Genomic DNA, 15,346 nt, shown 5'->3' with positions numbered 1-15,346 from the left:
GCCTTTAGGAATATTATATGTTTTAGCTATTGATTTAAGTCCTCCTGATTCACCTGATAAGTATTCTAGTACTAATTTTATTTTAAATCCTTTTGTGTATTTTGGCATACAAAAACCCCTCCATCCGTATTCCGGATTTTGGGGTTCAGGTCATTCCTAATGTCTTAACTTATCCCAAAAAAGTTAAAGACTGGATTTACGTTACTTATATAAAATTTTTAAAAATATTTTGACAAAATAAATAATACCCATATAATGATAATAGAAAACAAACTGTGAGAAGAAAAGTAGATTTAATGGACCTTTACAGAGAGATTACATGTGGTGAGAGTAATTATGGAAGATTAGATTGAAAATGGCCTTTGAGTTTCTTATCCGATATTTAGGATAAGACGGGATCTCCCGTTATAGAGATAGGGTATTATGATGTACTCGATGAGTTATTAATTGTGAGATTAATTTAAATTAAGGTGGTAACACGTGGAATGTAGCCTCGTCCTTTATGGGACGGGCTTTTTTTGTTTCTTCCATAGTTCATTTCTAAGGATATAATAACATTTGATAAAAAAGAAAAGAGGTAAATATGTCAAAGAGATTTTTAACAGTTGGTTCCCTATTAAGAAATGATGAACTTCTAAAGTATAAGAGAGAGATAGAAAACAGAGATGATATCACTTATCCTTTCTACGATGACTTGGAGGGATACAAGGAATGTGAAGAAAGATCCGTTGGAGAAATTGTTGAAAAACAAATTGAAGAAGGTCTTGAAGAGATAACTGACGGAGAATACCCAAAGGCTCTCTGGCATCTAGACTTTGTTTGGGGCTTTGATGGTGTTAAAAGATATATCAATGATACAGGATATTTTTTCGAAGAAAAAGACAATGATGGCAAGTATGAAACTAGAAAAGATATAGGTATCAAATACGAGGGCAAACTTTCAGGTAAGAACCATCCCTTTATTGACCATTTTAAAAGGCTCAAAAAATTAGCTGATGGACGAGTTAAGATAAAACAAACCATCCCTTCCCCATCCCATACCTTTGGTGATGCCATAAATACTGATTATTTAGTTGATTCTTATTATAAAAATGAAGAAGATTTTGAAAGAGATCTCATAGCTTCCTACAAGGAATACCTTGAAGAATTCAAAAATGCTGGTGGCGAAACCATCCAATTTGATGACTGTTTGTGGGAGCAATTTGCCGATGAAAGTGAAAACAGTCAATACGATGGTCAAAGTAAAACCGATTCTCATACCAAAAACAAAGATTTAGCTGAAAAATATATAGCTATAAATAACGAAGTTATTGACTATGCCCATTCCCTAGGACTTAAGATTTATACTCACAATTGTAGGGGAAACTACGCATCAAGACACTTTGGTTCAGGAACTTATGATTCCATAGCAGATCTATTCCTTAAGAAACAAAATTATGATAGGTTTTATCTAGAATGGGATGATGAAAGGGCAGGATCCCTGGATTCCCTCAATGCCTTAAAAGATAAAGACTGCGAAGTAGTTTTAGGATTCCTATCATCTAAAACTGCTACTTTGGATGACGAGGATAGGGTCTATGACCTCTTAGAAAAAGCAAGTAAAATTATCGATAAGGATAGACTCTATCTATCCCACCAATGTGGTTTTGCTTCTTGCGATAACGGAAACGAATTAAGCCATGATCAGCAATGGGCAAAAATCAAACAAGGTCAAGAGATTGCAGAAGAATTCTTCGGTCAATAAATTTATCATGTTTGTTAGTAGTAAGTAAAACGGGGCTGTTGCAGAATGAATAAATCGTCCCAAAATCGTTAGAAGAACCTCCACGACAATTTGGCCTCTATGAGCCGGCAGGCTATATAACAAATTGTCTAAGAGAACCTTCTAACGATGGGACGATGATTATTCATAGTTTTGCAGCAGCTCCTTATATTATAAACAGATCAATTTATGGTAAGCAAATTTGCCTTATATTCTACTTCCTAAAGACGTTACTTTTCATGTCTTTTTTATTAATTTATTTGTTAAATATTTTACTTATAAAGGACTTCTTTTTGTAAGGATTTTCAACTTCTATCCACTCAAAAAATTTATCTGTATAAAGCTCAATATTAATAACACCGTGGACACTTCCTACACAAACTTCCTGTGGCAAGGCATCAGCATATATTTGACCAGTGCTTGCTCCATAGGTTCTGTAGTTTTCATTTAAACTTGTAATTTGAAAGAAGATATGTCCGCTTTCTTTATCATAAATAAATAGCTCCCTAGAACCACGGTATAAATTTGCCCATTTTTCCTTATTGGCCTCTGAATCATCGTTGTACTTAGTTTCTGGAAAATATCTTGGTAGGGGCAAGTCAAGCTCTTTGTAGTAGTCTTTAAATATATCCCTAGTATTATATAGAAAATCAAAGTCATTATTGTCTGTGTAATTATCCCATTTATAATCTGAAGCACTCTCTAGCCTCTCTGACATCCTAAAGCAAAAATCTGTAAACAAAGTATTATCTATGCTCTCATAAATTTTCTTATAAATCTCTGTAGATTCTTGTGATCTTTTTAATACCCTATCTATTATTAGATAATAGCTTCTCCTTCTAGCTTCCTTTGGCAAGGCATAAGATTTGGTGTTGGTAGTAGCTATTAAAATTGGATAGGGGTCAGTTCTTCTAGTACATATATTTGCAGTATCAACTATAAAATCTCTGCCATAAGCTTCCTTAGTAAAAAATTCATTATCAATTTCATCAATCAATATAGGATTTACGTTATTTTCCATAATCCATCCTTGGATTCTTTCTATCCTATCTCTTTTTTGACTATTTCCCCTAGTACCTAAGAGATCCTTCCAAAGATAAAATTCTCCCTTATTAATTCCTATTAATTTAGATAGAACTGATAAAAGTGAAGACTTCCCACTCCCGGCTTCTCCACCTATAAAAACATATTGGGGTATATCTAATCTATTTTCTTCGATATCCATTTTTTCCCTAAGTTCATATAGGAATGGAGCTGTAAAAATACATAATATACTTTCAAATATTCTCTTACCATATTCATCCGTATAACCATTTGCATATTGCACAAAGCTTTCCATATAGGCATTTAAATTTTTTAGTGCTTCACGCAAACTATCGCTTTCCTTTCTCCCTCCAAATGGGATAAGTGCCTTATTATTTAAATTCGACCTTACAAATAATCCACTTCTAAGATTTTTCGTATCCCTTAGATCTATCTTGCTATATAAAAAATCCCTAGTAATACTTGTATGGTCATCTTCTAGCTTTTTAACTAAAATTTTTTCTATCTTTTTTTTAGTTTGGCTTTCGATTGTTTGTTTAGTCTTTATAGCTGGCTCTTGCTTTCTCTTGTTTATGGACTCATGGACTAATTCATAAGCAACCTCCTCGAAGCGTTCTAACTCCCTTCTATTATTTTTTACTTGAGCCCTATCAGATGAAATATTATCCATCTGTTCTATTATATCTTCCTTGTATAATCCTAAGCTTATATTTTTATTAACGTCATTTATAATACCCGATGCAGCCTTTTCTTTAATTTTCTCGACTTCTTCATTAGAGAGAATAAAAACTTCACCATTCTTAATATCATTAATACTTTCTACGCCTTTGAAATTTTTAGCATTAATCCTATAAAGCTCTTTAGGAATATAATCACTTAATACTCTTGATATATTATCCTTATAGTAATCCTTATAAATATCAAAAAGATTTGAGTTATCAAAAATTATAATATTTTCAAACTGTGAACTATCTTTATCGAAGGCCCTATTAGAAAGATTGGCTGAGCCTAGTATTAACCTATTATCCCCACTATCATTCCATAATAAATAAAATTTAGAATGAATTATGTAACTTGTACTAACCCAAATTTTTAAATTTCCCCTACCAAGTTTATACTTAGATTCAATATTCAACTCTTCATAAAACTTAATAGATTCACCCCTTATTTGCTTTAGGATATTATCTTTTAAATGTTTAGCAAGTTCATTCATAGATTTTTTTATTTCATTATTGTCAATACCAATTACAATTTCAACATTATCAAAATCCATTAGATACTGATTTACAAAACTTGGAGATACTGAATAAGTAACTGCTAGCAGATTGTCATATTTTTTGCTATCAAAAATCTCTCCTATCTCCAAATTAACTTCTTCTCCATCTTTCAATATATGAATAGTTTCAATATTTCCAGAATCATTAATATTATCTAAAAAGTTCATATTTTCAATATCCATAAGTCATCTCCTAGCTTAATGATTATTTTTATTATATCATATTCATATACTAGAGCATATGCTTTAAAATTTTTTGTATTTATTGACCTTTAGTTCAATCAAATTTATAGATATTTATAAATGGTAAAATAAAGGCTGGTGGATTGTTTGACTTCCACCAGCCTTTATTTATTATTTTATTTTTCCTTTGGGATTAGTCTTTCCTTGCCCCCCATATACATTTGTAGAGGTTTAGGTATTTTTACGCTGCCATCTTCTTGGAGAAGATTTTCTAGGAAGGCTATCAGCATCCTAGGTGGAGCTACTACCGTGTTGTTTAATGTGTGGGCAAAGTAGGTTCCATTTTCTCCTCTAAGTCTTATACCGAGTCTTCTGGCTTGGGCATCTCCTAGGTTTGAGCATGATCCTACTTCAAAGTATTTCTTTTGTCTTGGTGAGAAGGCTTCAACGTCACAAGATTTTACCTTGAGATCAGCTAGGTCGCCTGAGCAACATTCTAGGGTTCTAACAGGGATTTCAAGTGACCTAAAGAAGTCTACTGTATTTTGCCATAGTTCGTTGTAGATGTCCTTGCTCTCTTCAGGTCTTGCTATTACTACCATTTCTTGCTTCTCGAATTGGTGGATTCTATATACTCCACGTTCTTCTATACCGTGAGCTCCTACTTCCTTTCTAAAGCATGGGCTGTAAGAGGTCATCTTTAGAGGCATTTCTGCCTCTTCATTTATTGTATTGATGAATTTACCAATCATGGAATGCTCTGATGTTCCTATTAAGTATAGGTCTTCGCCTTCGATCTTATACATCATATCTTCCATTTCAGCAAAGCTCATTACTCCCGTAACTACGTTAGACCTTATCATAAATGGAGGTACATAGTAGGTAAATCCCCTATCTATCATAAAATCTCTAGCATAGGATATAATAGCTGAGTGGAGTCTAGCTATGTCACCCTTTAGGTAGTAGAAGCCTGCTCCTGATGTATTTCTAGCGCTATCTAGGTCAATTCCATCGAAGCTTTCCATAATGTCTATGTGGTAAGGAATTTCATAGTCAGGAACTACTGGCTCGCCAAATCTTTCTATTTCGACATTTTCGCTATCGTCCTTGCCTATTGGAACTGTATCGTCAATTATTTGAGGAATGACCATCATTCTTTTCTTGACTTCTTCACTATAATCTTCAGTTTCTTTTTCTATGTCTATTAGTCTTTGGTTAATTTCCTTGACATGGTTCTTGGCTTCTTCAGCTTCTTCCTTTTTGCCTTGACCCATTAGGACTCCGATGTTTTTGGAAGTTTTATTTCTTTCAGCCCTTAAATTATCTCCCTCGGTCTTTACTGCCCTTAGTTTCTCGTCATATTCTCTAACTTCATCTACTAGGGGAAGTTTCTCATCTTGGAACTTTTTCTTAATATTTTCCTTAACAAAGTCAGGGTTCTCTCTTATTAACTTAATATCAATCATACTTACTCCTTAAATTCAAAATAAAAAAAGACCCCCCCTATTGGGACGAAGGTCTCGTGGTGCCACCCAAATTATGCAAATACTTGCCTTAATTTACTATATGCTCAAAGGTAGATTCGCCGGCTCCTGCAAGGAATTTCCACCAACCATTCCCTCTCTATCTACATTGCCCCGGTTACTAGGTCTTCTCATAGCACTATTTAGTTATTTATACTATACCCCAATATAATATATTATCATGTTTTACTAACAAACCATGAAAGAATGATATCCTTATAGATTAATTTATTAACTAAAGATAACTTTACTTATATTGTGCCAATAGGGACTGGCTGTGTATCTAAATTTAGTTTGACACTTGTTTTACTTGTATAATTAATGTTATTTAACTTCTTCTTCTCTTATTAAATCTTCTAAGAGCGGTTGATCAGAAATATTTTCTTCTTTAAGATATTCTTCTATTTCCTCATCTGAAAATTTATTTCTATCAAGTTTCATTTTAGAAGTATCTAATGGGTCCTCATATACAACATGAGCATCTATCAAAATAGGTTTCCTATTACCATCTTTATTTAGCTCAATTGCCTTTTTAAAAGCTTCTTCTAATTCTTCTTTATTAGTTACTTTAAAGCTTATAGCCCCTAGGCCTTCTCCTACCTTAGCCCAATCAGCATTTTGTATATCTACACCAAATTCATCCTTATAAGTTTCTATTTGGGCATGCTTTATAAAGCCAAAAGTCTCATCAGTGATTACTACATTTATAATTGGCATCTTATATTTTGCTTGAGTGAGTATTTCTTGATTATTCATGGCAAATCCACCATCGCCTACTATAGACCAAATTTGCTTGTCAGGATATTGTAAATAAGCCCCTATAGAAGCAGGTGTTGAGTATCCAAGTGTTGCAAACCAAGCAGACAATGTATACTTAGCCTTACCATTTAGAGGAAGAAACCTTACAGAATGAGTTGTATTATTACCTACACCTAAAGCATAAACAGCATCTTCGTCACTATAGTCTCTAATCTTTCTTAATACTGATTCGTAATAGATTACATCACCTTCTCTATCTGCTTGATTTTCTAAATATTTCTTCCATGCTTCCATATCGGTTCTAGCAGCTTTAATATAGCCATCTTCTTCTCTTGCTATTTCACTTGAAAGCATAGCTTCTATAAAATCACCAGCATCAGCAACTACAGAATCATAAGCTTCAACTTGTCTACCAATTTCTCTAAATGAGTTATTTACTTGGATAACCTTAGATGATTTAGGCCAAAACTTCGCAAAAGGATGAGATGAGCCTATCATTAATATTAAATCTGAATTTGAAATTAATTCAAAGCCAGGTTTAGTACCTAATCTACCAAAAGCTCCCATGTAGTTTTTATGATTAACTGGGAAAGCCAATCCGACTGATGCGGCTGAAGATACAACAGGAAGATTAAACTTTTCTGAAAGTTTAATTGCTTGATCTGTATAATTCATAACTCCTCTTCCTAGATAGAGGACAGGTCTTTTAGCGTTTTTGACATCATTTGCTATCTTATCTACTTTGTTAGTATCTATTTGATAATGTATTGGTTCAGGAATTATTTTTGTTTCTCCACTGCTTGGTTGATAGTCAATTTCTTCTTCCATTAAATCATTATGGAGAATAACAACAGAAACTCCATTTTGTTCATAAGCTGTTCTAATAGCATCATTTATCATATAAGGAATTTGTTCAGCATACATGGCTTTCCTATTATAGACTGATACATTATCAAAAAATGGTAAGATTTCAGTTTCTTGGAAGGAGTGCATATTTTGATTAACTGAGTCTGATTGAGCAACTAAGGCAAGCATAGGAACTCTATCCATCTTTGCGTCAAACAATCCATTTGTTAAATTAGTTGAACCAGGCCCACCTGAGCCAAAAGCTACACCAATTTTTCCAGAAAGTTTAGCTTCAGCAGATGCTGCCATAGCTCCAGCTGATTCGTGCCTTACTTGAATATATTTAACTCCATCATCTCCTTCTTCTCTCAAAGCATTCATCATACCATTTAATGAAGATCCTGGAATACCATATACGTGATCTATTCCCCAAAGTTTTAACTCTTGTAATAAAGCTTTAGCTGCTGACATTTTCATATTATTACCTCTTTTCGTAAAATTCAAATCTTTTTTAATTAATTAATATTTACTAATTATCACTACATAGATATATTACCCAATATATTTTAGGTCAAACATGAACTCAAAAATGGACATAGCATAAGAAATTATTATAGGAAGTATAGTCTTTAAAAAGGTCGGTGATTTGATTTTAAATATAAGACTCTTATTTCGCTCCTGACGTAAAGTAAATAAGCCTATATAATCTAATATATTAAAAGAACAAGTCCTAGCCGAAAGCTAAGATAGGTACAAAAAAAGGAGGAAAGATCCTCCTTTTCGAATATGAATAAAATAAAAAAAATATCAGCATCTTTAGATTATATACTTCATTTTCATTCTACTCTTGAAGCTAATTTTTGTCCATTTTTTAATTTTATATTTTACACTTGTGTTGATTGACCTTTTGACAATTTAAAATGATTTCTACGCTATCTAACTCCTCTTCAGATAAATATCAAAACCCAGAGATACAGGACTTTTATCACAAGTATATAAGTTATGTGGGCACAATATTATCTAATCAGACCTTACTTTATTTGATTATAAAATAATAGTATAGAATCTTTAAAATCTACAGGGGACGGATTTTCTCTGAGGCCCTAATTGTCTTGCATAATTTTATCTATGGCAAGCTTAGGAATACCTATGTCTTCTACTAGGCACTTGTCCCTAAAGGATGAGTTGATGTAGACGCCTTTTTTCATAACCTCCATGGATACTATTAGGTCAGCATCGACTACTGCCCCATAGGTCTTGCCAGCTGTAGCATCTAGTCCTGATGGTATATCTATAGAGATTGTGTATTTTAAGCTACGGTTGATGGCTTCGATTACAAAGCTATAAGGCGCCTTGATGGTACGATTAAGACCTGTACCAAATATTCCTTCTACTATCGTGCTTACTTCGCTCAAATTAGCTTCCATAATGGCAAGGTCTTCTAGGCTAACTAGAGGATAGACCCTATCAGTGAGCTTGATAACTGCCTCATAGTTTACTCTAAAGTCACTACTCGCCTTATCCAAGCTTCCTACTATATAGACTTCGACATATAAGCCTTGAGCTAGGAGGTTTCTCGCAAGGGCTATGCCATCTGCCCCATTGTTTCCTACTCCTACTATTATAGCGAAGGTTTTTCTCTTTTTTAGGTCTATATTTTTTAATATAGCCAGAGATGCCCTCTCTACTAGGCATAGGGATGGAATTTTGAGTTCTTCTATGGCATAGGTGTCTATTTTTTGCATTTGTTCTCTACCAACTACTAACATCTTTCCTCCTAAAGTCTTAGGTCCCTACCGTAAATTTCTAATATCTTTGTTTCATTTCCCATAATTCTAGAAAAAATCCTATCACCATATTCTTCTTGTAAACTTGCAAGGTCTAAGTTCGATGAAAATATTATAGGTTTTCCTTCATTCATCCTCTCGTTAACTAAGTCAAATAATAGGGCTGGGTCCTTTGGCCTTGAGGCTTCTGCTCCCAGGTCATCAATTATTAGAAGGTCCGATTCGAATATTAGTCTATATTTTTCATCAAGTTTCTCCCTCCTATCCTCAAAGGCATAGAGGTAGTCATTCAAAAATTTGAAAAGCCTTGGGGCAGTAACATAGAGGACTGAGAAGTTTTGGTCTAGGATTTCCTTGGCTATGGAATTTAATAGGAAGGTCTTACCCCTACCGACTTCACCATATATATAAATATTAGAAGTTTCGTAGGCAAAATTATCACAATACTTTCTTACTATCTTTAGGATATGGGTCATATTTTCGTAGGGACTTATTGGATACTTGTCAGGATTTTGTGAAAATAAGTTTATATTAAAGGTAGCAAAGTTTTCCTCCCTTATCTTGTCCCTAATATTTGACTGGTCATATTTTTGATCAATAATGAGTTGCTTCCTACAAGAGCATACCTTGTTTCCTACAAAGCCAGTATCCTCACAGACAGGATGGAAGTATTTTATATCCATATAGTCTTCGCTATAGCTATTTTTTCTAAGGAGACTTTTCTTGTAGGATGATAGGTCCTTAATCTTTTTTTCTAGCTCCTCTGTATCTTTTCCTAAGGAAGCAAGTTTTAGTGAGGTAAAGCCCAACTGCTTTATTTGTCTGTCTATAGACTTGATTTGGGGGATTTTCTCATAGACTTCATTTATTCTCTTTTGCTGATTTTCCCTATCCAATTTTCTCCTTTGTTCAAGGATTTGGCTTGCTTTTTTCTCAGGGGTCATCTTACCTATCCCTTTCATCTAAGATTTCTTTTAATCTTTCTTCTCTTTTTCTCTTAATAAAATCAGCTACTTCGTCCTTGCTAGTAGGATCTTTGCTTGACCTTTTATAGGTCCTAGGAGACCTTGACCTTGTAAGCTTATCTCTTTCTTCCTTCATTCTTAGTTCATTTAGGGAGGAGATATTTTGGTCTCGCCATGTCTTTATAAAGCCCATTACATACTTTACATCAACATTGCCAGTAGACTTGGCTTGTCTAAACGCCTCCGTTACAAGCTCTGGATCTGCTTTGTATTCTAGTATAGTCTCTTGAATCCTAGTTATATCAGCAGGGGTCAGGCTCCTTTGGATGATGGCTTCTATATTGTCAAACATGATAGACTTCCTTTGGGCAAGGTCGTAGGAATTTTCGCTTGACTCTATAGAAGTTTCATCACTATCCCCAAAATACATTTGTCTAAGGGATACGATTTCTATAAAGCTTGTTCCATTATCGGCCCTTTTTTCTCTAAAAATACCCATATTCACCCAAAAATTTACTGCCTGCTCGAACCTCTCATCAGAGAAGGAGAGTTGTCTTTTAATCTTTTCGGAATCTGCCCTTCCATAATTGTAGACGTTCTTGTAGATTAAAAGATAGACCTTAAGTGCATCTCCATCAGCCATTTGGACATAAGTATTCAAAAACATATTCTCAAAGGGCGTGGTTCCCATATCTAGTTTTAATTCTTGCATCTTAAAGTCCATAATAATCATCCTTAGTTAGTTTCATTTCAAGAATTTTGCTATAAATAATTCCTGCTTCCTTAGTAAAGTATCTCTCATCAAATTTGATACCTTGGTTCTCAAAAACTTCCTTCTTCTCACCTGTTATTTGAAAGCCCAATTTTTTGTAGGTGGCAATAGCCCTGGTATTAAAAAGATTGACATCCAGGCTTAGTTCCTTAAATTTCATATTTGAAAAAGCCTTATCAATTAGTAGGTCAAGTCCTTCTAGGCCATAGCCCCTTGATGTATAGGCGCTATCAAAGACTACTCCTATCTTCGCCTTCTTCTTGAGGTAGTTAATTTGCTTAAGACCCAAAAATCCTATAAACCTATCATCATCAATTTTTCTTACTGCGAAGTATTTTTTGAGGGGTGAGGTCAAGGACCCGTACCATACCTTTATTTCAAAATCTGATAGGTCGGCATAATTGTAGCCTTGTAATCTCTCATCGGTAAAATTTTCCCATAGCTTGACTTCTTTTGCTGTATCCAAGTTAAGCTTTTCTAAATAGACCCTAGCCATCTTCATCCCTATTGGTAAAGTCCTTAAAAGTGGTACATGGCTTATTAAAGTATAGGTCTACACTACCAGTTGGGCCGTTCCTATGCTTGGCAAAAATCACCTTGGCTTCGTTAGGACTTTTTTCTTCATCGTAATAATCTTCTCTGTATAGAAGCATAACAACATCGGCATCTTGCTCTATAGCTCCAGACTCCCTTAGGTCTGATAGAATAGGCTTGTGGTCAGCCCTCTTGTCAGCCTCACGAGATAGTTGAGCAAGGGATAGGATAGGGCAATTTAGCTCCTTGGAGAGGTTCTTTAGTCCTCTTGATATGGAAGCTATTTCATTTTGCCTATTTTCTTGCCTAGAATCAGCCTGCATAAGTTGGAGGTAGTCAATCACGACAAGGTCTAGACCTGCCTCTGACTTTAGTTTCTTTAACTTACTCCTCATCTCTGATAGGCTTATTCCTGGGGTTTCATCGACATAGAGGTCTTTTTCCCTTATTTCCTTGGTTGCCCTGATTAGGAGCTCCCAGTCCTCATCCCTTATAGTACCCCTTATTATATTTTCCAAATGGACAAGGGATACCATGGACAAGAGCCTTTGGTTTAGTTGGTAGGAGCTCATCTCTAGGGAAAAGAAGGCCACAGACTTACCAAGCTTGGCAGCATTCCAGGCAAAGGTTAGGCCTAGGGCAGTCTTACCCATAGCAGGTCTTGCCGCAAGGAGGATAAGTTGGGAAGGTTGGAGGCCTGATAGTTTATTATCAATTGTATCAAGCCCTGTACTTACTCCAGTTATATTTCCATTGTTTAAAGTCAATTCGTTGATCTGTGTTAGGGTATCATCTAGGATTTCTGAAACCCTCACTAGACCTTCATTTTGGGTAACTTGGCTTATCTTGAAGATTTTTTCTTCAGCTTCGGCAAGTATTGTATTTACCCTATCATTAGACCTATAACCTAGTTCGACAATATCCTCGCCCGCCCCTATTAGACTTCTCAAGATAGACTTTTCTTTAACCGAGTTAGCATATGTATCGACATTAGGAGTATAAAATGAGGAGAGGGTAATCTCTGTGATAAACTCCTCCCCTCCAACTTCTTCTAATATATTCTCATTACTCAACTGGGATATCAAAGATACCTCATCTACCTTGATATCTTTTTCGAACATAGTTACGATGCTCTTATATATCCTCTGGGTTCTAGAATCATAAAAGTCACTAGGTTTAATAATTTGATTTACTGTATCGAAAGTTTCGTTTTTCTTTAGGATACTTCCGATTATAGCTTCTTCGGCTAGGAAGTCATTTGGTAGGGGCCTTTGGGCCTCAGTCATTATTCTACCTCAGCTTCAACATTAACCTTAAGTGTAGCATTAACTCCTTCATAAAGCCTTACATTTAATTCAAATTCGCCTATTCCGTTGATTTCTTCAAGCTTTTCGATTCTCTTTCTATCTACTTCGATTCCTTCTTCAGCTAGGCTTTCTGCGATATCCTTGTTAGTGATTGATCCAAATAGTTTGCCATCTTCTCCAACTCTTACCTTCTTTGATAAGGATAGAGCTTCGATTTTTTCTTTTAGACCTTCTGCTTCTTTTCTATTTTGTTCTTCTTCAGCCTTTAGTTGGTCTCTCATTTTCTCAAGTTCAGCCATATTTTCTTTAGTAGCCTTTACAGCCTTACCTTGTGGATCAAGGTAGTTTCTAAAATATCCTGGCTTTACATCTACTAGGTCTCCCTTAACTCCAACTCTTACAATATTATCTGTTAGTATTACTTTCATTTTCTTCTTCCTCTCTTAAATATTCATTTATTGCTTTTCTTAACAATTCTTCAGCATAGTCCATGCTCATATCTAATTGGGTGGCAGCAGCTGTTAAGTGCCCACCGCCTCCAATGCGTTCCAATATCAATTGTACCGATATATCGCCCAAGCTTCTACCTGATATGTGAATTTTGTTGTTAGCTATAGTTAAAACAAAGCTTGCCTTAACTCCCTTTATGTTAAGAAGATCATCTGCAGCTTGGCTTGCTATAAGAGTTGATCCATCTATATCCCTCTTAAAGTGGGCTATGGCTATAAAGTCATTTACCATAAAGGAATCCGCTATAACTTCTGACTTGTATTTTACAATTTCGAAGTCATCCTTAAACATTCTCTTGATGTAGACACTATCAGCCCCCCATCTTTTTAATATAGAAGCAGCCTCGAAAGTCCTCACTCCTGTCTGGTAGACAAAGTTCTTTGTATCTACTGTTATACCCGCAAGGAGAGATTCTGCTACAACCTTTCTTGCCTTAAAGTTCTCATCTAGGTAGGATAAGATCTCCGTAACAAGCTCTGATGCACTGGATGCATAAGGCTCTATATAGGATATGGTGGCTTTTTCTATATAATCCTTACCCCTCCTATGGTGGTCTACTATAAGGACATTATCGGTCTTATCTAGGATAGTAGGCGCTTCTGTAGAATTTTTCCTATGGTTATCGGTTACTATAATTAAGGATTGTGGGCTAATCTTTTTGAGAGCCTCATCTTCTGTGAGGATATTATCCTTTAGCTCTTCCATCTCCGAAGTTGCCCTATCGTACATATTTTCGATTGGCCTAGTGACTTCATTGAGGACAATATATACCCTTGCTCCAAAATCTAAGGCTCCTTCATATAGACCGAGGGCTGAGCCAAAGGAGTCCATATCTGGATTATTATGGCCCATAATATAAATATCTGGCGATGATTGGATCATACGCTTTAGGGCTTGAGAAATTACCCTAGATCTTACCTTGGATGTCTTTTCTATAGCCCTGGACTTTCCACCGAAGTATTCGTAGTTATCTTCCAGCTTAACTACAGCCTGGTCGCCTCCACGCGATAGTGCAATATCTACTGCTCCCCTAGATTCACTATAAATATCTCCAGGCTTGGCTCCAGCTATTCCTACACCAATAGATAGGGTTGGAGGTAAGCTATTGCCAAGATCAATAGACCTGACTTCATCTAAGATAGAGAACTTATCTTTATAGATATCCCTATAATCCTTAAACTCACCAATTATCATGAACCTATCATTTTCATATTTTCTAACTATACAATTATGGTCTTTAAAATATTCATTTATAATTCTATCGATTTTACCTAAAACTTGAGGCCAATCTAGCGCAAGTGTCGCATTTCTAATATCATCATAGTTGTCTACAAATACTGAATAGAATACCATCCTCTTATCCTTAAATAGTTGCTTGATAGACTCATCATAAGTGTTGTCAATCCCATAGAGAAAAGTTTGACTCTTATGTTTTTTTAGATCTTCTATCTTGTTATAATAAAATTCTACTACCTTGTCATCAAGATCAATCTTCTTTGAGATCTTTTCCTCATCTTCGTCGAAATCTTCTCCCGATAGGTCTGGTATAAGCTCATCTAAATTTTTACCGATTAGAACTTTCTCATCAAAGAGTTCCTTAAAATATGAATTGTGCCATTTAATAGACCTTTCATCATCAATAATCGCTATTGGAAAGGGCATCTCAAAAACTACATTCTTTGTTATACTATCAAATGATAAATCAAGATCATCAACATAAGCCTGTAGCCTCTCTCCCATCCTTAGATTGATATTTCTCAGAAAAAAATACAAAGCTATAGTTAGGATAATAGCCAAGGCTCCCAATATTTGATTGTAATAAAAAAGCATAAGTGAAGCAATAGCTGGCAAAACTACTATAATCAAGGTAAAATTACTAGCTATGAACTCTTCCTTCCTTTTCATATTAATCTCCTTTTTCCTTATATCTATTATTATATCATTAATCCCTAAATAACGAAAAATATCGCTATTATTTAAAAGTCATCTTTAAATTAGACTAATTCTTATTTTACTTTATATAAAAATTCTAACAAATAAATATCTTTAGTATAAATAATACCCAATTAGGATAGTGC

General features: G+C 34.9%; 11 protein-coding genes and 1 other annotated feature. Of the genes, 1 reads left to right on the top strand and 10 read right to left on the bottom strand.

What is annotated here, in order from left to right; translation table 11 throughout:
* The first annotated feature begins 266 nt into the window (after positions 1-266).
* Positions 267-504 (top strand) — a binding site (T-box leader).
* Between the two features lie 79 nt (positions 505-583).
* Positions 584-1,744 (top strand): cobalamin-independent methionine synthase II family protein, encoded by a 1,161-nt coding sequence (locus MUN42_RS06585; protein ID WP_243343799.1) that lies wholly within the window; start codon positions 584-586, stop codon positions 1,742-1,744.
* 274 nt (positions 1,745-2,018) lie between these two features.
* Here the strand turns inward: MUN42_RS06585 and MUN42_RS06580 are convergent, their stop codons facing one another.
* From MUN42_RS06580 to MUN42_RS06535, 10 genes are all read right to left on the bottom strand, one after another.
* A complete protein-coding gene (locus tag MUN42_RS06580) occupies positions 2,019-4,265 on the bottom strand; it encodes a phospholipase D family protein (RefSeq protein WP_243343797.1) in 2,247 nt (748 codons plus the stop codon).
* 176 nt (positions 4,266-4,441) lie between these two features.
* Positions 4,442-5,731, bottom strand: coding sequence for a serine--tRNA ligase (gene serS, locus MUN42_RS06575; protein WP_243343795.1), 1,290 nt, complete (start codon positions 5,729-5,731; stop codon positions 4,442-4,444).
* A gap of 381 nt (positions 5,732-6,112) precedes the next feature.
* A complete protein-coding gene (locus MUN42_RS06570; RefSeq protein ID WP_243343794.1) occupies positions 6,113-7,870 on the bottom strand; it encodes a thiamine pyrophosphate-dependent enzyme in 1,758 nt (585 codons plus the stop codon).
* A gap of 626 nt (positions 7,871-8,496) precedes the next feature.
* Positions 8,497-9,162 carry an NAD(P)H-hydrate epimerase gene (locus tag MUN42_RS06565; protein WP_243343793.1) on the bottom strand — a complete coding sequence of 222 codons (666 nt, stop codon included), beginning with the start codon at positions 9,160-9,162 and terminating at the stop codon, positions 8,497-8,499.
* An 8-nt stretch (positions 9,163-9,170) separates the two neighbouring features.
* Positions 9,171-10,142 (bottom strand): ATP-binding protein, encoded by a 972-nt coding sequence (locus MUN42_RS06560; RefSeq protein WP_243343792.1) that lies wholly within the window; start codon positions 10,140-10,142, stop codon positions 9,171-9,173.
* Positions 10,126-10,869 (bottom strand): DnaD domain protein, encoded by a 744-nt coding sequence (locus MUN42_RS06555; protein ID WP_243343791.1) that lies wholly within the window; start codon positions 10,867-10,869, stop codon positions 10,126-10,128. The genes MUN42_RS06560 and MUN42_RS06555 overlap by 17 nt, the downstream gene beginning before the upstream one ends.
* Positions 10,859-11,419, bottom strand: a complete 561-nt coding sequence (locus MUN42_RS06550) for a GNAT family protein (protein ID WP_243343790.1) — start codon at positions 11,417-11,419, stop codon at positions 10,859-10,861. The genes MUN42_RS06555 and MUN42_RS06550 overlap by 11 nt, the downstream gene beginning before the upstream one ends.
* Positions 11,406-12,737 (bottom strand): replicative DNA helicase, encoded by a 1,332-nt coding sequence (gene dnaB, locus MUN42_RS06545; RefSeq protein WP_243343789.1) that lies wholly within the window; start codon positions 12,735-12,737, stop codon positions 11,406-11,408. Before dnaB ends, MUN42_RS06550 begins: the two co-directional genes overlap by 14 nt.
* On the bottom strand, positions 12,737-13,186 hold the full coding sequence (rplI, locus tag MUN42_RS06540) for a 50S ribosomal protein L9 (protein ID WP_243343788.1): 450 nt from the start codon (positions 13,184-13,186) through the stop codon (positions 12,737-12,739). The genes dnaB and rplI overlap by 1 nt, the downstream gene beginning before the upstream one ends.
* Positions 13,164-15,173: a DHH family phosphoesterase gene (locus MUN42_RS06535; RefSeq protein ID WP_243343785.1), complete on the bottom strand. Its 2,010-nt coding sequence runs from the start codon at positions 15,171-15,173 to the stop codon at positions 13,164-13,166. Before MUN42_RS06535 ends, rplI begins: the two co-directional genes overlap by 23 nt.
* Positions 15,174-15,346 lie beyond the last annotated feature (173 nt).

Source organism: Anaerococcus sp. AGMB09787 (genome assembly GCF_022808955.1).
Lineage (GTDB): Bacteria > Bacillota > Clostridia > Tissierellales > Peptoniphilaceae > Anaerococcus.
The sequence above is the reverse complement of the archived record's forward strand: the minus strand, read 5'-3'. Positions and strand labels throughout refer to the sequence as shown.